Origin of the sequence: Carnobacterium sp. (genome assembly GCF_040274945.1) — a bacterium.
In the GTDB taxonomy this organism is placed as follows: domain Bacteria; phylum Bacillota; class Bacilli; order Lactobacillales; family Carnobacteriaceae; genus Carnobacterium_B.
On sequence record NZ_JBEMAR010000003.1, the window covers coordinates 138,333 to 160,863 of the forward strand.

Sequence of the window (22,531 nt, forward strand, 5' to 3'; positions counted from 1 at the left end):
ATAATTGAAGAGACTGAACAAAAATAAATAGACTTAATTTTATTCTAGTTGATTTGGAATATATATATATACAGTTTGGAACCGAAAAATACCCTATGAATTATATTGAATTAGCAAGAGTTAAACATCAGGTATAACTATACAAGCAAATAAAGATATCGATTATAGCCTCTTAAGATCATGCTGAAGAAAAAAGTTAATTGTGCTTTAGGAAAACTTCCATAATTGTATCTCTTATGTCAGGAAAACTATATTGTACTATCAAAATACAGTAAGTAAACATCAAAAAAACTTTGAGATACTATAGTATCTCAAAGTTTTTTTTACATTATTAACAATAATTTTAGAATAGTATTCTTATTAACTATAACTTTATTTATTTTTGCATGCTTACTTTTTGATTGTAACCCTTTTGAATGGACAGTCGAATAAATTTATTGAATTCCACTACAATCAATACCGTAATCCCACATAATAATGATAATCCCCACTCTTTACTCGTCATAGCTGAAGTATGGAATGCTTCCTGCATAAAAGGTACGTAAGTTAAAATTAATTGTAGGACTAGCATGATTCCAATAATTAGGAATGCTTTAGGATTCGTGAAAAACGAACGAGAAAAAGCAAGTTTTGAAGTTCGGATACTAAAAAGATAGAAAATTTTACTAAATACGATAATGTTAACCATCATCGTACTGGCGGTTACTTGATCAGCTCCCATATACATCAACCATTCATAAGAAATAATACTCACGATCGCCATTAAAATAGAAACATATGTCATTTGGAAAATATCTTGTTTGTTCATAAGTCCTCTACCCGTTTTTCTAGGTGGTCTATTCATAATACCCTCTTCAGCAGGTTCAAAAATAAACGCAAATTGAATCGTAATTGCAGATACCATATTGATCCAAAGTAGTTGCGTAGCTTGAAGTGGCATATCTCGTTGCATTAAAATCGTAATCGCAATGATCAACCCTTCAGCAAATGAAGTTGGCAGCAAAAAGAGTATACTCTTTTTGATATTATCATAAATACGACGCCCTTCTTTAATAGCAACAGACATAGTTGCAAAGTTATCGTCTGCTAAAATCATGTCAGCAGAATCTTTGGCTACGTCAGTACCTTTGATTCCCATCGCAACACCAATATCAGCCTTTTTCAAGGCTGGAGCATCGTTTACACCATCCCCTGTCATGGCAGTTATCTTATCATTTGCTTGAAGCGCAGAAATAATCTCTAACTTATTTTTAGGAGTAGTTCTAGCAAAAACTTGATATTTTAGAGCAGCTTTCTTTTGTTCCTCTTCTGACATCTTATCCCATTTTGGACCCGTAATGACGCTAATGTTATCGGCCAATCCTAACTTTTCACCAATTGTTTTAGCAGTAAGCGGATGGTCTCCAGTAATCATCTTGACTTCAACACCTGCTTTTCGCATCTCTCTTAAAGAGCCAATAACTTCTTCACGTGGCGGATCAATAATACCAGCTAAGCCTAGGAAAGTTATACCCGAAGATAACGAATCATGAGTAATCTCATCTACCCCATCTGGAATCAATCGGTACCCAACAGCGACTACTCGTTTTCCTTGAAGAGAAAGTTCTTCAACTCTTGAATTCCATTCAACTTGATTGAATAGCGAATCATAGGTAGTTGCCATTGGAAACAACTTATCAGGTGATCCTTTAATAAAAAGTATCTTTTGTGCAGTCTCTGTATCTAGAACCAACTTTGCCATATAACGATAATCGGAGTCAAAAGGAATCATATCTAGTTCTTCATACTTATTTTTCTTCTCATATTCATATACTTTATGATACAACGTCAAGAATGACCCATCTGTCGGCTCCCCATTCAATGACCAATTATTCCCTTCTTTTATAAGTGTTGTATCATTAGCTTCATATCCTGCATCTAAAAAAAGTGTTAATTTTTTATTTAGCTCAACGTGTTTTCTAAATTCTGTTATTTCTCCTTTAGGATTATACCCATCACCCGTTACTTCATAATGATGGGTATCAATGTAAATATCTTTAACCGTCATTTCATTTTTTGTTAAAGTTCCAGTTTTGTCTGTTGCAATAATATCAACCGACCCTAACGTTTCTACCGCAGGTAGCGATTTTACAATAGTATGTTTCTTTTTAGCCATGTCACTCACACCCATGGCTAAAATTACAGAAGTAGTCGCTGGAAGTCCTTCAGGTATTGAACCTACAATCATTGTTACCACTGCTAAAGAAAGAACTGACAAAGCATGGGTTTCTAAAAGAATACCAATGATAAAAAGGATGATTGCTGCACCAATCACAACATAAGATACCCCTTTTCCTAGCCCATCTATTTCTCGCATTAAAGGGGTTTTTCTTTCTTTTACTCCTTTAACTTCTATTGATATTTTTCCAATTTCTGTTTGTTCAGCCGTTGCGACTACAACACCTAACCCACTTCCGTTTGTCACAGATGTTGAAGCAAAGGCTGTGTTTGTTTGTTCTGCTAATGCAACATCAGTAGCTGTTAGTGCCTGGATTGTCTTCTCTACTGAATCTGCTTCTCCTGTAAGAGCAGATTCTTGAATGCGTAAGTTATCTGTATCTACAATCCGTAAATCTGCTGGTACGCTGTCCCCTGCTTCTAAAAAGACAACATCGCCTACTACTAACTCTTCTGCAGGAATGTCTAATCTTTGCCCTTCACGGTAAACGGTCGCTTGGGTCGATAGCATACTTTTTATTTTTTCTAATGCATCTGAGGCATTTACTTCTTGATAGTAACCAATCAAGGCGTTAATGATGACTACCAGGCCAATTATAAACGCATCTGACAAGTGTCCCATTAATATCGTTAACAAAGCAGCAAAAATTAAAATATATATAATCATATTATTGAATTGTCGAACAAAAAGTTTCCATTTAGGTGTTGTTTCAGTGGCCAATTGATTTGGTCCATCTAACTCAAAACGATTCTTTGCTTCTGTGTGGCTTAGTCCATTTTCAAAGTCCTCTTGTGTATAATTTTTAGATAAATTTTCAACTGTTTTTTGATAATTTTTTATATCTGTTTTCATTTTTTATATTCTCTCCCTTATTCTCATTAAGTGTACGCAAAAATAGCACCTCATCTTTTGATGACGTACTTAGCTACTCTATTTGAATATAAGAAGTATAAAAAAAAACTGTACAAATCACCCTCGTCATCATCTGACATTAAAAAAACACCCCCTTTTTTTATTTATTATACCAAAGCTAACACACTAGTTCTCCATTGTCAATTACTCCATACAGAGCAGTAAATAGCATCCGTTTAATTATATTATAAAATTTTTCAAATAATTATTTACTCTGTTTAATCATGTTACCTTCTAAATAATCGCCTTTGGTCTAATGAAATAATCTATTATCTTAACTTATTTCTTACTTTTATATACTCATAAAAAGATTTTACAAAATTTATAAATATAAAATACCTGTTTTTCAGTTTGACGATATCATATATACGTGGACTGCTATTTATTTAGATAGATTTCACTAAATAAATTAAGTGCAAAAGAGTCTGTTGTTTACCTACTTCGAATATGGTATATTATGTTTCATAAAAAAAAGAAATAAAGGAGATAATGATAAAAATGAATTCAGACCCCGATAGTCAGTCATTACTAGCACAGATTATGATTATAGTTGTGTTGACTGCTATAAATGCTTTTTTTGCAGCTTCAGAAATCGCATTTGTATCTTTAGATCAAAACAAAGTAAAAGAGAAAGCTGCAACTGGTGATAAAAAAGCATTAAATATTCTAAAGTTATTAGCTCACTCAGATAATTTCTTAGCCACTATTCAAGTAGCTATAACTTTAGCAGGTTTTTTTGCTAGTGCCTCTGCTGCTACTAGTTTTGCTACACGTTTGGAACCAATTCTCAGTAACGTTCCGGGTGGGCAACAGATTGCTACAATAATAGTAACGATTATTCTATCGTATTTCACACTAGTATTTGGTGAACTTTACCCGAAACAAGTTGCTTTGCAACGATCAGAAGCCGTAGCTGGTTTCACAGCTGGTACAATTCTTATTGTTCAAAAGGTGACGAAACCCTTTGTAGCCTTATTATCTTTTTCAACTAGTTTACTTAAAAAGATAACACCCATTGATTTCACTGAAAGCGAAGAAAAAATGACTCGCGATGAATTTCGTGCCTACTTAGTGAATAGCCAAAAAGAAGGTGCAATTGACCTGACGGAGTTTTCAATGCTACGCGGTGTTTTATCAATGGATACTAAAATGGCCAGAGAGATCATGGTTCCTCGTACAGATGTTTTTATGATCGATTATGAAGACGGTAATGAACTAAACATTCCTTTATTATTAAATTGTAACCATTCACGTGTCCCGTTATATGAGGCTGAGAAAGATACTATTATCGGTATTTTACACGTGAAAAGTTTGTTAAAAGCTTCTAGAGAAACAAGTTTAGATGAAATTGATTTAAAAACAATCTTGAATGAACCACTTTATGTTCCGGAAACGATCTTCATGGATGACTTGTTGTATAATTTAAAGAAAACACATAATCAAATAGCTATACTGAGTGATGAATACGGAGGTGTTGTAGGTATCGTCACCTTAGAGGACTTACTTGAAGAAATCGTTGGAGATATCGACGATGAGTATGATGAAACCTATAACTTAATAGAAGAGTTACCTGATAACCGTTATTTAGTAGATGGAGCCACTCAATTATCAAAATTTAACGAATATTTTAATACAACGATTCAATCAAATGATGTCGATTCAATTGCTGGGTATTTTATTACACAACATGGTAATATTCCACGTCCTAATGAGCAAGCTACTATTGAATATGGTGATTATCGTTTGACTGCCCATAAGGTTGAGGGTACTCGTTTACTAAACTTGTACGTCGATCGTTTAACGGATCACAACAAATAAAGTAAAAGAATAAATTTAATTCTCTGATTTATTTGTTGACTATATTTTCTAATAGAAAAAAGTCTTCAATACGCGTTTTAGTGTATTGAAGACTTTTTTTATTATTTGTAATTGAATACATGACATTGTATCTTTCTTATTATAAAGTGTAAATAAGTTTCCACAAACCTAATACTTTTCAAGAAAACATTTTAGTCAAAACCTAATTAATAGAACTCTCTATAACCTCTGAGTTATTTTCTTCATCATTATTATCTAATTCCAATTGCTCACGAAGCAAATTAGAAACTCGATTTACTTCTTCATCAGTTACCATTTCATAATAAATATCATTCATCTTTTCTCCTGTACCGCTTAATTGTATTTGCTCAATATTTGCGGCAGCTGAACTATAGTCATTAAAGATATCTACCATGTTTTCAAACGTTAAATTTGTCTTCATATTGTTTTCTAACGTATTTAATAACTCACGGTACTTTAAGATAGAAGAAAAGGAACTAGCTTTCTTAATGGATGCGTCAAGTACTTGCCTCTGCCTAGCTTGTCTACCATAGTCTCCTTGAGGATCTTCATAACGCATACGTGTATATGCTAAAGTTTTTTCACCACTCATTTTAGTTGGTTCTCCATTACTAAATTCATGTCCATCTTGTATAAAAGTTAATGGTGGGGTGATAGTAACTCCTCCAAGTGCGTCTGCTAATTCCTGCAATCCTTTCATATTAATTTCAACATAGTAATCAATTGGAATATTTAATAAGTTTTGTACTGTATTGATTGACATCTGTACTCCGCCAAAAGCATAGGCATGATTAATTTTATCTTTTGTTCCATGTCCAATAATTTCAGTGTATGTATCACGAGGGATACTTAAAATAGTCATTTTTTCTTTTCGTTTATTAACTGTTAATAACATGACAGTATCCGAACGGCCCTTTTCAGTTCGACCTAAATCCCCACTATCTGTTCCTAACAGCAGCATAGAAAAAGGGTGATCCTCTACTTTGACGTCAATAGGTTTAGAACGTTTATTTTCTGTTTCAATATTTTTAAAAACAGTATCCGAAGCATTACGAACATCTATGTACACTTTCCAACCAAATAATCCACCTGTAACTAGTAGTACAAGTGCTAAAATTAGAAGCACTCTTACTTTATGACTCCGTTTGTTTGTTTGTTTTTCAGAACGTTTATTTGGCATAGAACTTCTCCCTTTTGTTTATAATAGTTTCTACTTAAAATGTACTTTCGGCTAAAGAAAGATCTATAAAGCTAATTTTTACTGAGCAAATGGTACAAATTTTTTATTATCTTAACTTACTCCTCCAATTCCTTGAACACTTTCTCAACGAGCTCTATCCAAATTCTTAAATACTTCACTAAAGTCAAAAACGGCATTCATAAAAATCTACTTATTGTAGATATCTAATGATATTCTGTTGCTTTAATAGAATATCAAAATTTCCTTAAATTTTCCTATGGTTTTCCATAAAAAATATTTTTACGTATCTTATAAAGTAAAGAAGTACATTCAATAGACTTATTGAATGTACTTCTTTACAGATAACGTTGATTCTTATATTTCCTCTTATTTAATATTTAATAGGAAATATCAATATCGTTTAAAGCATTATTGTCTTAAAAGAAAATTAGAAGTAAGATACCTAAAATAAAACAATAATAGGAAAAATAAACTAATTTCCCTTTTTTCATAATTCCCATAAACCACTTCATAGCAAAATAGGACATTACAAGAGCTGCAATAAATGCAGCTAAATACGGAATGGCTAAGTCGGTTTTATTTGGTTCATTTAAAAAATCAGAAAAACCTAATATCACTCCTCCGAGACTTACAGGAATATATAGCATAAATGAAAATCGAAGTGCGGTATCTTGTTTCATTCCTACAGCAATAGCTGAAATAATGGTTGCTCCAGAACGACTAATTCCCGGAGTCAAGGCTACAGCTTGTCCTAATCCTACTATTAAAGCATCCTTTATAGTAATATCACTCTCGCTTTTATTACCCTTTATATTTCGAATCAACCATAAAGCAGTACCTGTCGCAAATAGCATTAAAGCTATTACTATCATACTAACATTGTCTGCTATATAGTCCTTTAATAATAATCCGAGAACACCTGCCGGAATGCTCCCAATAATAATAAATAAAACAAAGAAAAAGTCACTCTTATAGCGAGCATTTTTCGTTTTCAAATAATGAATTGAATTTGTTGCAAGTCTTAAAATGTCCTTCCTATAAATAAAAACAATAGCAACTAACGAAGCTGTATTGGTTAGTATAGCAAATGTAAATCCCTGTTCACCTAGTCCTAATATTTCGCTAGCAATCATTACATGTCCACTAGATGACACAGGAATTGGTTCTGTAAATCCTTGAACCAACCCAATAATTATCATTTTTATTATCAATATAATATCCAAAACTTCTATACACATCTCCTTATCATTGCTTCAATTGTTAGCACTCGAATACTTAACTATTATGTTCTATTCAAAAAGTAACTAGTATGCAATTCATAATTACAATCATTTACTTATAAGCGATTTACTACTCTTCTACCATAAACTGAGCTTTGTGAAGGCTAGCATAACTTCCACCTTTTTCTAACAACTCTTCGTGTGTACCAACTTCTAGGATATGTCCTTGATCTAAAACAATAATTTGATCAGCATTCTTAATCGTCGACAATCGGTGAGCAATGACAAAACTGGTGTGCCCTTCCATCATTTGTAAGAAAGCAGATTGAATTTTTTGTTCCGTTAATGTATCTACAGAACTCGTTGCTTCGTCTAAAATCAACATGTCTGGATTAGAAATCATGGTACGCGCAATTGTCAATAATTGTCTTTGTCCTTCTGAAATCTTTATCCCACTTGATCCAATATTTGTATCTAGTTTTTCAGGTAATCGAACTACATAGTCATACATGTATGTTTTCTTCAATGCATCATAAATTATCTCATCTGTTGCATCTTTATTTCCATATTGAAGATTTGCTCGTAAAGATCCATCAAAAAGCCAAGTATCCTGTAAAACCATACCAAAACTCTGCCGTAAACTATCTTTAGTTATAGTACGAATATCAGTTCCATCAATAGATATGCTTCCTGAGTCAACGTCATAAAAACGCATGAGCAAATTGATCAACGTGGATTTCCCAGCACCCGTTTTCCCTACAATTGCAACTGTTTCTCCCGCATAAACTTTTAAACTAAAATCAGTAATTAAAGGTTCATCTTTCATGTAGGCAAAATCAACCTGCTTAAATTCTACTACTCCTTTAGCGTTTGTTAGAACTTTCGCATCGGTTTCATCCGGTTTTTCAATAGTTTGTTTCATGATATCATACGTTCGATCAAGTCCAGCTATTGCCAATTGAATTTCTGTGGTAATTCCAGAAATCTCAATGAATGGTTTGGTGAATTGTGTCGAGTAAATCGTAAAACTAGTAATAATTCCAATCGTAACATCAGTATTGCCATATAAAATCAACAGTCCACCTACTAAACCAACTGCAATATACGCTAAATGGTCCACAACCCTTGAAAGAGGATTGGTTAAAGAAGACGCAAATTGAGCTTTTTGCCCTTCTGTATATAACTGTTGATTGATAGCTTCAAATTTTTCTTGAGTAGAGCTTTCTTGTTGAAAAGCTTTGACAATTTTTTGATTTAAAATCCGTTCATTAATAAACCCAGACAATTCTCCCGTTATCTTTTGTTGGCTTTTAAAACGATACTGAGAAGTTTTAGCTACAAACCACATAACAAAAAAGATAATCGGTGCTGCAACCAATACAACCATTGTCAGTATCGGACTTAACACGATCATAAAAATAAAGGCCGCAACCAATGTCGGTATACCCGAAAATAACTGCATCAATAAAGAAGCAACAGCTACCGATACATTATCCATATCATTTGTAAATCGACTGACAATATTACCATGAGCTGTTTGATCATAGTAGTTTAGCGGAAGTTTATTTAAATGGATAAACGCATCCTTACGTAGTTCTGCAATCGACTTGTAAGCAATACGATTGGCTAAAATTTGAATTAGCCATTGGCTGATTACTGTAACAACTAAAATACCTGCTAATAAAATTAGTATTCGATACAACACATAAAAATTAACTTCACCTGCTCCAATCAGCAAGTCTACTCCGACTCCTATATAGTAAGTCATCAAAACAACCGATGCACCACTAAACAAGCCAAATATACTGGCGAATATTAATTCTTTTCGATATTTAGTAAGGTATGGCCAAAATAAATTAAATCCTTTGGAAGATATTTTTTTCATTTTAGACCTCCTCCTGTGAAGTAACTAATTCTTGATAAGCTGTAGAATGTTTCATCAATTCGTCATGTGTTCCGCTAGCGACAATTCGTCCACTGTCCATTAGTAAAATTTGATTAGCTTGTTGTAATGACCGGATTCGTTGCGAAATAATGATGACGGTACCGTTTAAATTGTTTTTCAAAGCTTCTCGCAAATCCAAATCAGTTTGATAATCTAAAGCAGATAATGAATCATCCAATATCAATACTTTTGGCTTATTAACAATTGCACGAGCAATCGTTAACCTTTGGCGTTGACCACCAGAAAAATTCTTCCCATTTTCCATTATAAGAGTATCCAACTTATTGGGTAGTTTTTGAACAAAATCTAAACACTGTGCTATTTTTAATGCTTCCCAACACTCGTCATCCGTTGCATCTGCTTTACCCCACTGTAAATTCTCTCGAATTGTTCCGTGAAACAACACTGCTATTTGAGGCACCATTTTAATCTGATTACGCAATTCTTCTAAATCCCATTCTTTGACATTTAATCCAAGAAAGTTAACATTACCAGCACTAGCATCATAAAAGCGCGGAATCAACTGTGTCAAAGTCGTTTTTCCACTTCCGGTTCCCCCAGTGATCCCAATAACTGTGTTATCCGCTACGGAGAAATTAATATCCGTTAACGAAAGTCCAGCATCTCTACTATACCGAAAATCAACCTGATTAAATTCAATTAATGGCTGATTGATTTGGTTCACATTTTTACTGTTTTGTGGAGAAGTTAAGCTTGGATCAGTGTCCAATACCTCGTTCACTCGCTGCCCCGAAGCATACGCACGAGTAAAAACAACTATGAGGTTTGATACGACAATCAAAGCAAGCAACATTTGATTCATATAGCTAATTAATGCCAATATTTGACCTTGTTGTAGTGTCCCATCATTAACTGAAAAACCACCTAAGTATAATAAAGTAATCACGCCTATGTTCATAATCAATGTCGTGCTTGGAGACATTAATGCCGAAATATTAGATACTTTTTCGTTTATTGTTGCTAATTCATCTGTTGTTTCAGAAAATACTTTGGTATCTGTTTCTTTTCTCGCATACGCACGAATCACACGCACTCCACTCAAGTTCTGAGCAACTAGTTTATTTAATCTATCTAAACGTTGTTGTACCTTTTGATACAAAGGAACCGCATATCGAATGATTAAATATAGAATGACGCAGAAAATGGGCAACAATAAAAGAAAAATCAGCCCTAAACGCTTATCAATAATAAAGGCCATTACAACTGATCCTACACTTAAAAAGGGTGCACGCACAACAAGGCGAATCAACATAGCCAATGCCAGTTGTAATTGATTAACATCGTTAGTCATTCTAGTCACTAACGTATCTGTTCCAAAAAGATTTAAATCCTCATGGGAAAACTGATTGATTTTTCTCATCAATCGATTCCGCAACTCCGTTCCAAAACCTTGTGATGCAATGGATGAAAAATATTGACAGATTATAGCGCAAACTCCCCCAGCTACCGTCAACAATACCATCCATCCTGCTATTTGCCATATGCGTGTACTATTCCCAACCTTAATTCCTTCATCAATCAATTTTGCCATCATTAACGGCAAAATTAATTCAAAAAATGCTTCTAAAAACTTAAAAAATGGCCCCAATATAATTTGTTTCCGATAATTTTTAGCATAACTCAATAAGCGTACCAAACAAACACATCCCTTAATTCTAAAGATTCTTTTTTATAAACTTCACCTTATTTAGACCTTAATAGCTAGTGAGAGTACTGACTCATTCTTAGTGTACTTAATATTGTTTAAGATTTTATAAACGGTGTAACCTCATTTATCTTTTCAGAAGGAGAAATGAGGTGATTAAGAATCATTTTTTCATAAATGATACGAAGAATTAATGAAATAACGATCAAATATATAAATGGTGAGAAGGTGTTCGCTGTTAACGTCCCAATTTCTAAAATTGATTTAAATAAATAAGCTGCTACATAGAAACCTACAGAAGTTGTAACAGCGATAAATACTCTATACCAATTGAACGGCATACACGCTTTGATTACAGCAAAAATGCTGATTCCTGCAAGAACATAGTACATCAATGTAGTAGTTTCCAATTGAGACCACCCTTGAGACTGGCTTATAAAATAAATTACGATTGTATTTAATACGACTAATAGTGCATTGGGTAAAGCATTGTTTAATACTGTATATAAAAAGTTGTGCGTGACTCGTTCTTTATTGGCTTCAAAAGATAAGAAGAAAGATGAATACCCTTCAATCACTAAATCGATTAAGGTAATTTGTATGGGTATAAATGGAAATGCTAATAAACTGATTGCACAAATAACAGCCATTATAAAAGAATAAATTGTTTTAATAAAGAATATGGAAGCTACCTTCGTCAAATTATTCACTACTCGACGGCCTTCAAATAAAACAGCTGGCAAGGAGGTAAAGTCAGATTCTAGTAGTACAAGATTAGCAATTTGTCTTGTTGCACTGTCTCCTTCAGCCATTGCAATGCTACAGTCTGCTTCTCTCAAAGCTAAGATATCGTTCACACCATCACCGGTCATAGCTACTGTGTGTCCATTATCTTTTAATTCTTTAACCAATAGTCGCTTTTGTTGAGGAGACACTCGTCCAAATACACTATATTGGTGAACAGCTCTGCGTACTTCTGCTTCTTCAGTTAGTTTAGACAAATCTATATATTTATCATAATTTTCAAGCCCAGCCTGCTTAGCAACTGTTGAAACTGTCAGTGGATTATCACCAGAAATAATTTTCAAATCAATACCTTGTTTTTTTAAATAGTCGAGTGTTTGATTGGCATTTTTTCTAATTGGATCCCTTAGCTCAATAATAGCCATTGGAGAAGGATTTTTTAAGGCAGGGTATTTGTCTGACTCCATTTCTGTTTTACCAAACATTAAAACACGATTGCCTCTCTCTTGAGCACGAAGAACAGCCTCCGGCATATCTTCATCAACTGTAATAATTCTTTCGGGAGCTCCTATTACAAACGTTCCTTGATTTTCAAATGTGATAGCTCCCCACTTTTTTTCAGATGAAAAAGGAAAAACCTTTTTTATATCATAAATTTGTCCCTTATTGAAATGCTTGCGGAGTGCTTGCATGGTGTTGTTGTTATCTTCACTTGCAGAAATATAATTACCAATCAAATGATTTAATTCAGTTAGGTCCATTCCATTCAATGGACTTACTTGCTGAACTTTCATTTTTCCTTCAGTGATGGTTCCAGTTTTGTCCAAGCAAAGCACGTCAACATGTGCCAGCATTTCTACAGAATGCATTTCTTGGACCAGTATTTTTTTCTTACCGAGGGTAATTACAGCTGTAGCTAACGATAATACAATCAACAATGCTAGACCTTTAGGCAACATTCCAAGTAGAGCTGCAGTAGATGAAATGACCGCAATAGACATGCTATCCCCACGTACAGCATAGGCTTCAATAAATAGAATAATACCGATAGGAATAATGATATAACTTGTAAACTTAGCAATTTTTCGAATAGCACCTAATAATTCAGATTTCACTGGTTTGTGTGTTTTCACTTCATTAACCAATTGATTCCCATAATTATCTTTTCCAACATGATGAACTTGTGCGTAGCATTTCCCACTTGAAATGAAACTACCTGACAGTAATTCATCACCTACTTCTTTCTCAACTAAATCTGATTCCCCTGTTAAAAGGGACTCATTGGCCTCTACCTTATCCTTTATAACTATAGCATCAGCTGGAATCTGTTCGCCGGCACTCAGTATTAAAATATCATCTAATACAATGTCTTCAGAATCAATCAGCTTGTTTACGCCATCTCTAACTACTGTTACTTGAGCTTTCGTAACAATTGACAGCTGTTCCACCGTATTTCTTGCCCGTATCTCAATTGTAATCCCAATAAGAACGTTCATAATAATAATAAGAATAAAGAACATATTAGAGAAAGCACCAACTAAAGATAAAGAAATCGCAATACTAAAATTGAGCATATTAAACAACGTAAATAAGTTATCCTTAATAATTTGAGTATTTGTCTTAGTAACTTTTGTTGTATATTGATTCGTTTGTCCCTGACTACCGCGTATTTCTACCTCTTGGCGACTTAAACCTTTTAATTTTTCGTTTGGCAAACTGCCCATAATAAAAATAACCCCTTGTATATTTTGAACTAATCTAATGTTAGATTTATGTCCTTTTAGCAGTATACCTGAAAACATTTATATGGTGCAAATTGTTACCAGCGTCAGTTACGGTGTCTGTAATTTGAATAATCAAGTATTCCCACAAGAAATACAGAATAAAAAAAGAATCAAAAGCAATAAAAATAAAGAAGTATCTCACTGAAGACACCTACAATGATAGTGAATGAACTATGAATTATTCAAACTAATTTGTACCATTTCAGTTATCTTAATAGCTAAATGTAGGTTTAGCTTTTAGCATCTATGTTATTATGAAGTTAGCTGTTGCCTTATATAAGATATGTAAACAAAGAAATATTTATGCTATTAATGTTCATTCTTTGTTGCTTCTAATTATTTATAAAACTCAATTTTATTTGAATACAGCTATACAAATATATTAAACAAACTGACTTAAGAAGGAGATTTCCATGTATTATTTTAAACATTCTAAACTATTTTTATGGACCATTTGGCTTTTAGCCTTAGTCCTCATTATTTACTTTTCAACTCAAATCAGCTTTGTTTTTCAGCCAATAATTGTTTTATTTTCGACACTTTTCATTCCAATTCTAAGTGCAGGATTTTTATTTTACTTACTAAATCCATTAATCAGTGTCATGCAAAAATTAAAAATCCAACGTAGTTACGCTATTATCTTAGTCATGGTTTTTTTTCTTGGTGTATCCACTATTTTTGCTATTAAAACTTTTCCACTCCTAATGGATCAGCTATCCGATTTAGTGGCTAACATTCCTAATATTCTCTCGGATATTGATATTCAAACTAAAGATTTTGCCTTATTTCCTGCATTAGATAATATTAATTTAGAAGAAACTTTGAAGCAATTAAATATTTCTCTTGATACTTTTGCAAAAACAATTTTAAGTAGCTTCACAACTAGCTTTAGTTCAATAATTGCCGGAGTTGCAAACTTAACAGTTGTTTTGTTCACGGTACCTATTATACTGTTCTATATGTTCCATGACGGTGAAAAATTACAACTATCTATTACACATTTATTTCCTGATAAATATAAAAAACATATATTTGAATTGTTACATCAAACAAATGAAGTTATTACTGCTTATATCAGCGGAAAAGGCTTAGCAAGTATTGTAGTCGCTGTCTTAATTTATTTTGGACTTTTAATGATTGGACTTCCTTACACTTTATTATTAGCGATTGTTAATGGGTTCACCAATCTTATTCCTTATATTGGTCCCTTTATTGGCGCTGTACCCGCAGTCATTGTTGGACTAACTATTTCACCGACAGCAGCTTTATTGGTCATCCTGGTCATACTAATTGTTCAACAACTAGATGCTAATTTATTGACACCAAAATTTGTTGGAAAATCATTAGCTATTCACCCATTAACAATTATTATCATTTTATTAGTTGCAGGAAAGATGCTTGGAATTGTTGGAATTATTTTTGGTGTTCCCGCTTTTGCTGTATTTAAAACAATAGTTGTTTATATTCGAAACACAAGATTATCAATAGAAAAGCTATAGTGATTGGTTTTTTAAGATAATATTCACATTTTAAAAAATATAATAAAGTTTCAAAAAAGTAACCACTCTAAAATAACTATAGTTCATATTTTTCAATCAATTTTCATTTACTTTAACCAGTACTTATAAGACCCTCATATTTTTAGTTTTAAAGGAACTAATACTCATAGTCAATACTCTTGAGTTTTGATTACACATAAAAGTATAGACTTTTCTTATTACCACTTACTTTTATTATCAGTGATTTAAGTCAATAGAAAGGACTTTTTTTCAATATAAGTATACAAAAATAAACCCTATAGAAGGCACATTTTTTAGTGTCCACTCTATAGGGTCCATTTTAAAAAGAGGCAAGTTCATTTTACATTTAATGTTTTATGGTTTCATATTTATTATTCATCAGCCATAGAAACAGTGTTTAGATTTACTTTATCAACTAGTTTAAGGAATGGGAACCAGATCAATCCGATAATCGCCATATCTATGATTTGTAGTAATCCACCCATAAATGAGTTGGTAGCCATAAATCCACTAATAATAACAGGTATTGTCCAAGGTACTGCAACCCCTGTTGGAATTGGGAATATTCCAGCAGCCATCACCGCATAGTTGAATGCTGTTGTTACCATTGGAGCAATCACCCAAGGAATAAAGATTGAAGTATTTAATACTAAAGGGAAACCGAAAATCAACGGTTCATTTACATTAAAAATTGCAGGTAATAAAGCTAAACGACCAATTTCTTTGTTTTGGCTGCTTTTCATAACAAATGCTAGTAATAAGACAACGACTAATGTGCCTCCAGATCCGCCCAAACCAACATTGTAGACATCCATAAAAGGGTTCGTTACGATATGAGGTAAAGGCTCTCCAGCTTGATAAGCAGCAAGATTTTCCAAACCTAAAGTGTTCCAGATTGGGTCCATTACAGAGTTCACAATAATTTGTCCATGTAATCCGAAGAACCATAGGAATTGAATAAAGAATACGGCAATCAATGTAGCTGGTAATCCACTACCAAGAGCTGTAAGCGGTTGTTGTATCGCTGTATAAACAATATCATGCAAATTTGCGTCAAAGAACCCAGAAATGGCTGCATTAAGTAATAAGAATGTTGTTAAAGTAATAATAGCTGGTAATAAAGCAGCAAATGAATTTGCAACTGCTGGCGGCACACCATCAGGCATTTTGATGACAATACCTTTTTTAACGATACGTGTGTATATTTCAGCAGCAAGAAAGGCTGCAATCATACCGATGAACATACCTTTTGCACCTAAACGATCTAATGACAACACTCCAGTTACTGCTTCTCCGGATTCTGTTACCATTGTAAATGGTGTTAATATTAAGTAAGAAGCTAATGATACAGCACCACCAAAGACGCCTTCAACATCATAGGACTTGCTTAAATAATAACCGATACCGAACGTTACAAAAATGGTCAAGATCGACATTGTCGCATTTTGTCCATTTCCAAATAAGTTTCCTAAGTTATCTTGTAGTGTATCGCTAAAAAATGGCAAGTTATTTAATACAACTACAATTGATCCAAACATGGTAATTGGAAAAGCAAGCATAAATGCATCACGTAAAACTTTAAGGTAACGATTTTCACCAAGTATTCCGGCAATAGGAAGTAATTTTTCACCTAATTTATCAATAAATCCATTCACTAGCATTCCTCTTTTCATTTTTAATTCTAAGCATGTTTAACAGGTAGTACTTATTAAAGAAAACTAAAAATAGGTTTCTTTAGTGTTTTTGAAATCGATTACATATTAATGGTATCATTTTAAATTTTACATTTCTATACTTTTATTTAAATTGTATTTATCAATTTTTTAAATAAAAAGTAAACTATTACGTTTATAGCTACATATTTTCAAGAAAGAAACCTTTACTTAGCAGAATCTTGGACACAGGATTTTATCGAATTTCATGTATTTATTAATACATAGGAAATATATTTAAATAAATGATTAGGTTATATTTTTAGAACCCATAAAATGATAAAATAAATCATAGTTTATTGTTTTTTACTTTTTTTATCCTGGTAAAACTATTTATAATTATTTGATAGCCAGTATTATCAGACTTCGTTTTACTCTATTGCTATGGTACTACCTTATTTTAAAAACAGATAAAGAACTTTTCAATGAAAAGAACCTTGTATTAAAAAGGTTCTAAATACAGAAGATATATTTTAATAAATATCCTTAGGAGGACAACAAATGGAAATTGAATTTGAGTTATTGGAAGAAGATTACATAAACTTTAATATTAATCATGCTAAACAATCACCTTCTCTAAAAAGAAGTTTAATCGCCCAAAGACTAGTAGGACCTATAGTATTCTTAATAACTCCATTTATAGTTATAAGGTTTTCAGCAATATCTATAGGGTATTGGATGACTGTGTTTAGTATTACTAGCTTAATTTGGCTTATTTTTTACCCAAGATACTTTGATTGGGAAATGAGAAGAAGAATAGTAAAGATGCTTCAAGAAGGAAATAATGAACATTTATTTAAAAAAAGAAAAATGGTAGTAACAGATAAGGGAATAACCGAAAGCAGCGCTACTGGTGAAACAAACACAAAATGGAATGAAGTAAATAAAGTAGACGAAACAAGTGAGTATGTATATATCTATAATTCCTCCATTTCAGCTTATATAATACCTAAAAGGATATTTAAAAATAAAAACACCTTAAAAATATTTCTTGAAGAACTATTAAAATACACTACTTTATAAAAAAAATACTTTAAGTTTCTATCTTTTTTGACTAAAAATATATGAATCAAGAAATAAAAGATTAAAAAAGGAGAAAAGAAACTGTGGAGTGGAGAATAAAAACATTTAACGAATTGAGTAACGACGAGTTGTATGAAATTACAAAACTTAGAAGTGAAGTGTTTGTAATAGAGCAACAGTGTATTTATGAAGAATATGATGGCAAAGACAAAAAAGCCTATCATTTATTTGGGGAAAAAGATGGAGAAATTCTTGCATATTTACGGATACTCGAGAAGGGTATTTCATTTAATGAGATATCTATAGGAAGAGTATTAGTTACTAAAAAATATCGTAGCAAGGGTCTTGCAAAAGAAATGATGTCACGTGCACTAGAATTTATTGAGGACAATTTAAATGAAAAAGTAATAAGAATATCTGCACAGGAGTATTTGCTAAAATTTTATTTGAGTTTAGGGTTTGTGAAGGTTTCGCAGGTGTATTTGGAAGATGGTATTCCACATATGGAAATGTTATACAATAAGCTTTAGAAAACATGAAAAGTCAAATAGATCCTATTCAATTAGTTATTGACTATCTATTGAATCATTACTTGCAGTGTAAATAACAGCCATAGCCTTTGATTTTTGACTATATAAATGGCCCCTATAAAGTAGTTTTTATTAAGAGTCTACTTTATAGAGGTCATTTTTAGTTTTTATATTGTTGTTATTTAGGTGTATCAGATATCTTTTCTGACATTACTAATTTCACTATTTTATTAACCATTTCTTGTATGAATTTTTTTACTCTGTTGCTAAACTCTTCACTGGAAAGATAATTAACTATTTGTGTTGTAATCATCAGTATAATTGCTTTTCCAGTTTTAACTACTAATTCTGAAACTGCCTTTTTCATTTTTTAGTCTCCCTTTTCAACTCTTTCAGAATTTTCTTCAGGAATTTACTTTTTGTAGTTTTTTCTAAAAAGTCATAAGCTGAATAGGTCAGTTCTTTTTCGGAAATATTTTCATTAAGTTCTACTTCAGATTTTAACGAATAATACAAAGCTGCAGGTTTTAAATCGATGCCGTTATTGAATTCTAATAATTTATTGCTGACCTCGTTTTCAATTTGGAACTCTAAATCATCAGATAAATTTTCAAAAGGTAAAGTTTTTCGATAACTTGAGATTTCATTATTGATATTCTTTCTAAGAATCTGTGTGTTTTCTTTCTTAAATAGTTCCATATTAGCAACAACATTAGATAACTCTTTATTTTCCATTGAACATTCCCCTGTCTCTTTTTACTAGGCTAATTTTACTAAATGTTTTGTGTATTAGAATTTCATTTTCATAAACTATCTCAAACCCTACTACATCTAAATCAACTACAGTAACAAAGAAATTAAATTCCTAGTGAGGTAACCCAATTGTTAGGCTCCACTAAATGAAATCAACTGAATTGAGCATATGGTTTATAACGCTCCCTTTTATCCAAACATTCTGTCTGTACATGTCGATTCCATTTATCGTTATAGTTTTATCACTGGAATCTCTTCCAGTACCTCGGAAAAAAACATCATAGTCTTTAGATTTTGGAAAATTGACAGACGCTTTTATTGTTCCATTCTTATTTATGACAGGTTCCCCGTCTTTATTAAGCATAACTTCCTCACGAAGTTTATTATTAAAGACTTTATTTCTAACATCATCCCAAATAAACTTTACTTGTTTCTCTATGAAATCTTCACTAAAGATTACACGTTTAAAGCCTAACAACTTATTTGTTAAGAGCTTTTCTGACTTATCTTGTTCTTCAAAAATAATGAATAGAAATTGTCTTTCACTAAAATCACTATAAAGTGACGAATCTTCAAAATTTATCTTCTCATCCAACCATTCATCAAAATCAACTTTGAATAATTTAGTGTCTTCAGTACGCGTTCCTTGCTTAGTTTGAGTGATTGTTTTTGCAATCAAACCAATCTCACTGAACAACTCTATTTTACCGATTTTTTTCGATTTTGCTCCAAACATTCGAGTAACGATTTGTTCAGTCACTGATTTTGATACATCTCCAGTTTGATTTAATTTTATAGGAATATTTAAAATCTGAAGAAGTTCTTGAATAGTCTTATTCTTGTATTGTTTAGTGAAACGGTTCAACTGTTCATCTAGTTCTTCATATGTATTATATTCTTGTTCTAACTGTTCGAATTTTTTCCCAAAGTACTTTTGGACCATAGTAGTTACAGTAGACCTTTTCAATCTAAATCTAGGGCGGTTGGGCCACTTAGGTGCAGTGTCAATCAACATCAATTGTGGTCGTAACTCAGATGATATTCTTGGATAATAATCTGTAGGGTCTTGATGAACAAGCTGCAAGTTATGTATGAAACTTCTGACTATCTCCCAGTCATTTTTCAACTTTTCTCTATCTAAAGAATCAAATTCAAAGAAATCATAACCAACAATTGGGAATTTTGCGTACTCTGATGCAGGAACAGTAACTTCCGAATCATAAAGATAGTAAACTAAAAGAAGTCTTTCCAGTTTATGCCAAAAACTGGAATTCTCAAAACTTTCATCCACTATTCTTTCTGGAGAAACTGCTGTTACAGACATTGGTTCTTTAGCTTCAAGTTCTCCGCTTACAGATTTTTTCACTTTTCTTAAACCAGTTGTTTTTACTTCCACATCTTTCCCATCGACATACAAATCTGGTTTTTGATAAGAATCAGCTGGATACCCCAATATAGATTCCTCTACAACACTTCCTGCTATACCAGTGATTTTAGGGTGTTTAACTGTTTTATAAAAAACATTATTCCTATCAACATCACCTAAAGTTTTACCAATAGTACTATCTAGAATATCTTCTAGTTCATCTTTAGCAAAAACATGTCCATGTTCCCTCATATTTTACCCTCCAAAAAATTTATACAAATATTAAATTAATTATTTCATGGTCTAATAGTACCATTATTTTGTACAAAACACTGGATCTTTTCGGTGAATTGTTGTATAATAAATCTTAGCTTACCGAAAGGGTGTTCGTATAATGAGTACACAGTTTAATATTTTAGAACTATTTGCTGGAGTTGGTGGATTTCGCGTTGGTTTTGAAAATTCCAATGAAAGCATGTTTAAAACAAAATGGGCAAATCAATGGGAGCCTGCTAAAAAGAGTCAAGACGCCTTCGAAGTATATGATTACCATTATCCTGAGAGTATGAATATAAACGAAAATATAGAAGAAATTTCAGATGAAACTTTTCAAAGTATGAATGCAGATATAATAGTTGGAGGTTTTCCTTGCCAAGATTACTCCGTTGCTAGAAGCAAAAAGAACGAACTTGGTATACAAGGAAAAAAAGGCGTATTATTTTGGGAAATCATTCGAGCAGTTACTCAAATAAAACCAAAATATCTTGTTTTAGAAAATGTAGATCGTTTGTTAAAAGCTCCTTCTAAACAACGAGGAAGAGATTTCGCAATCATGCTAGCTGCGTTTAACGATCTAAACTATTCTGTAGAATGGCGTGTGATAAACGCCGCAGAATATGGAGGCAGTCAACGTCGTCGTCGTGTTTTCTTTTTCGTATATCGGAACGATACTCACTTTGCAAAAAAAATAGATAAAGAATTTGAGAATGAAGAATTAGATTTATTTTTTGACAGCCAATTGTATGATGATTACATCTTTAATAAAGGTCTATTTGCACGTCAATTTCCGGTTTTACCAACACCAGTAAAAAACCGTCATGCCACTTATACATTATCAAATGATATTGTAGACATATCTGACAATTTTATAGGTACTGTTTGGAACACAGGAGTCATGAGACATGGACGTTATTTTACTATTGACACAGTACCTACAAAGGAAGAACAACCTATTACTTTAGGAGAAATCTTGGTAGATGAAGAGAATGTTCCAGAAAAATATTATGTTACTGACCAAAATAAATTAGAGAAGTTTAAATACTTAAGAGGTTCTAAAAAAATTGAACGTATTTCTGTAGATGGACATTCTTATATTTATTCAGAAGGAAGTATGGCCCCAACAGATGATTTATCATTACCTGGAAGAACTATGTTAACTTCTGAAGGAACAGTTAACCGCTCAACTCATTTTTTAAATGTAAATGGTAAATATAGATTAATAACACCTATTGAAGCAGAAAGATTACAAGAATTCCCTGATGATTGGACAAAATATAAAAAAACTTCTATTGGTGAAATAGTAGAAGTACCCGATCGTATGCGTATGTTCTTTATGGGAAATGCTTTGGTAACAGGTATTGTTAAGAGAATTGCTGATGAGTTACAAAATATAATCAACGGTATCGATTAAATAAACTAGAAAAATATGAAATACCACCTAGCACTGATCTCTTTAAGTGACAGTACTAGGTGGTTTTAGTTTTCTATTTTCACCATACATTGAAACCTTTATATTTTATATACTTTTAAATAAACTTTATAATAATTTTAGGAATGAACAGAGTGGAGAATAGAAAATTAGAAACAGATTCCTGATTCACCGAATATAGCAATAAAAAGTAATTACATTTGTAAATGGAGAATTTTGCCATGGTTAAGATTGAATTCCTATACATCTTTGGGAGAAAGAAATTCTAAATAAAACCAAACTATTGCTTAGAATTAATTTTAATCTAAACAAATATTATTCATTAATATAGCTCAGAATTACTTCCCAAGGGGGTTGATAGTTAAAGAATTTCTTATAACTCGATTTCTT

Annotated in this window: 15 protein-coding genes; 5 read left to right on the forward strand and 10 right to left on the reverse strand. The window is 32.4% G+C overall.

What is annotated here, in order from left to right:
* Window positions 1-376 precede the first annotated feature (376 nt).
* Window positions 377-3,070 carry an HAD-IC family P-type ATPase gene (locus tag ABS916_RS04580; RefSeq protein WP_350450782.1) on the reverse strand — a complete coding sequence of 898 codons (2,694 nt, stop codon included), beginning with the start codon at window positions 3,068-3,070 and terminating at the stop codon, window positions 377-379.
* Between the two features lie 558 nt (window positions 3,071-3,628).
* Between ABS916_RS04580 and ABS916_RS04585 the strand changes: the two genes are divergently transcribed.
* The gene (locus ABS916_RS04585; protein ID WP_350450783.1) at window positions 3,629-4,948 is read left to right on the forward strand and encodes a hemolysin family protein; all 1,320 of its coding nucleotides are present in this window, start codon (window positions 3,629-3,631) and stop codon (window positions 4,946-4,948) included.
* Window positions 4,949-5,150: 202 nt separating this feature from the next.
* On the opposite strand, the gene ABS916_RS04590 is transcribed toward ABS916_RS04585, so the two are convergent.
* From ABS916_RS04590 to ABS916_RS04610, 5 genes are all read right to left on the reverse strand, one after another.
* A complete protein-coding gene (locus ABS916_RS04590) occupies window positions 5,151-6,149 on the reverse strand; it encodes an LCP family glycopolymer transferase (protein WP_350450784.1) in 999 nt (332 codons plus the stop codon).
* 437 nt (window positions 6,150-6,586) lie between these two features.
* Window positions 6,587-7,369 (reverse strand): undecaprenyl-diphosphate phosphatase, encoded by a 783-nt coding sequence (locus tag ABS916_RS04595; RefSeq protein WP_350450785.1) that lies wholly within the window; start codon window positions 7,367-7,369, stop codon window positions 6,587-6,589.
* A gap of 151 nt (window positions 7,370-7,520) precedes the next feature.
* Window positions 7,521-9,275 carry an ABC transporter ATP-binding protein gene (locus ABS916_RS04600; protein WP_350450786.1) on the reverse strand — a complete coding sequence of 585 codons (1,755 nt, stop codon included), beginning with the start codon at window positions 9,273-9,275 and terminating at the stop codon, window positions 7,521-7,523.
* A 1-nt stretch (window position 9,276) separates the two neighbouring features.
* Window positions 9,277-10,992: an ABC transporter ATP-binding protein gene (locus tag ABS916_RS04605; protein ID WP_350450787.1), complete on the reverse strand. Its 1,716-nt coding sequence runs from the start codon at window positions 10,990-10,992 to the stop codon at window positions 9,277-9,279.
* Between the two features lie 107 nt (window positions 10,993-11,099).
* Window positions 11,100-13,469, reverse strand: a complete 2,370-nt coding sequence (locus ABS916_RS04610) for a cation-translocating P-type ATPase (RefSeq protein ID WP_350450788.1) — start codon at window positions 13,467-13,469, stop codon at window positions 11,100-11,102.
* Between the two features lie 473 nt (window positions 13,470-13,942).
* On the opposite strand from ABS916_RS04610, the gene ABS916_RS04615 reads away from it, so the two are divergent.
* Entirely contained in the window at window positions 13,943-15,028 is a 1,086-nt protein-coding gene (locus ABS916_RS04615; protein ID WP_350450789.1) for an AI-2E family transporter, read from the forward strand.
* A 392-nt stretch (window positions 15,029-15,420) separates the two neighbouring features.
* On the opposite strand, the gene celB is transcribed toward ABS916_RS04615, so the two are convergent.
* Window positions 15,421-16,704, reverse strand: a complete 1,284-nt coding sequence (gene celB / locus ABS916_RS04620; RefSeq protein WP_350450790.1) for a PTS cellobiose transporter subunit IIC — start codon at window positions 16,702-16,704, stop codon at window positions 15,421-15,423.
* Between the two features lie 558 nt (window positions 16,705-17,262).
* Here celB and ABS916_RS04625 point away from each other — a divergent pair.
* On the forward strand, window positions 17,263-17,784 hold the full coding sequence (locus tag ABS916_RS04625; protein WP_350450791.1) for a YcxB family protein: 522 nt from the start codon (window positions 17,263-17,265) through the stop codon (window positions 17,782-17,784).
* Between the two features lie 83 nt (window positions 17,785-17,867).
* Complete coding sequence (locus ABS916_RS04630) at window positions 17,868-18,314, forward strand: GNAT family N-acetyltransferase (protein WP_350450792.1); 447 nt, start codon at window positions 17,868-17,870, stop codon at window positions 18,312-18,314.
* Between the two features lie 178 nt (window positions 18,315-18,492).
* Here the strand turns inward: ABS916_RS04630 and ABS916_RS04635 are convergent, their stop codons facing one another.
* The 3 genes from ABS916_RS04635 to ABS916_RS04645 form a co-directional block, all read right to left on the reverse strand.
* Window positions 18,493-18,681 carry a hypothetical protein gene (locus ABS916_RS04635; protein ID WP_013711994.1) on the reverse strand — a complete coding sequence of 63 codons (189 nt, stop codon included), beginning with the start codon at window positions 18,679-18,681 and terminating at the stop codon, window positions 18,493-18,495.
* Window positions 18,678-19,049: a hypothetical protein gene (locus ABS916_RS04640; protein ID WP_350450793.1), complete on the reverse strand. Its 372-nt coding sequence runs from the start codon at window positions 19,047-19,049 to the stop codon at window positions 18,678-18,680. Before ABS916_RS04640 ends, ABS916_RS04635 begins: the two co-directional genes overlap by 4 nt.
* Window positions 19,050-19,209: 160 nt before the next feature.
* On the reverse strand, window positions 19,210-20,685 hold the full coding sequence (locus tag ABS916_RS04645) for a MutH/Sau3AI family endonuclease (RefSeq protein WP_350450794.1): 1,476 nt from the start codon (window positions 20,683-20,685) through the stop codon (window positions 19,210-19,212).
* A 142-nt stretch (window positions 20,686-20,827) separates the two neighbouring features.
* Between ABS916_RS04645 and ABS916_RS04650 the strand changes: the two genes are divergently transcribed.
* A complete protein-coding gene (locus ABS916_RS04650; protein ID WP_350450795.1) occupies window positions 20,828-22,123 on the forward strand; it encodes a DNA cytosine methyltransferase in 1,296 nt (431 codons plus the stop codon).
* The last annotated feature ends 408 nt before the right edge of the window (window positions 22,124-22,531 follow it).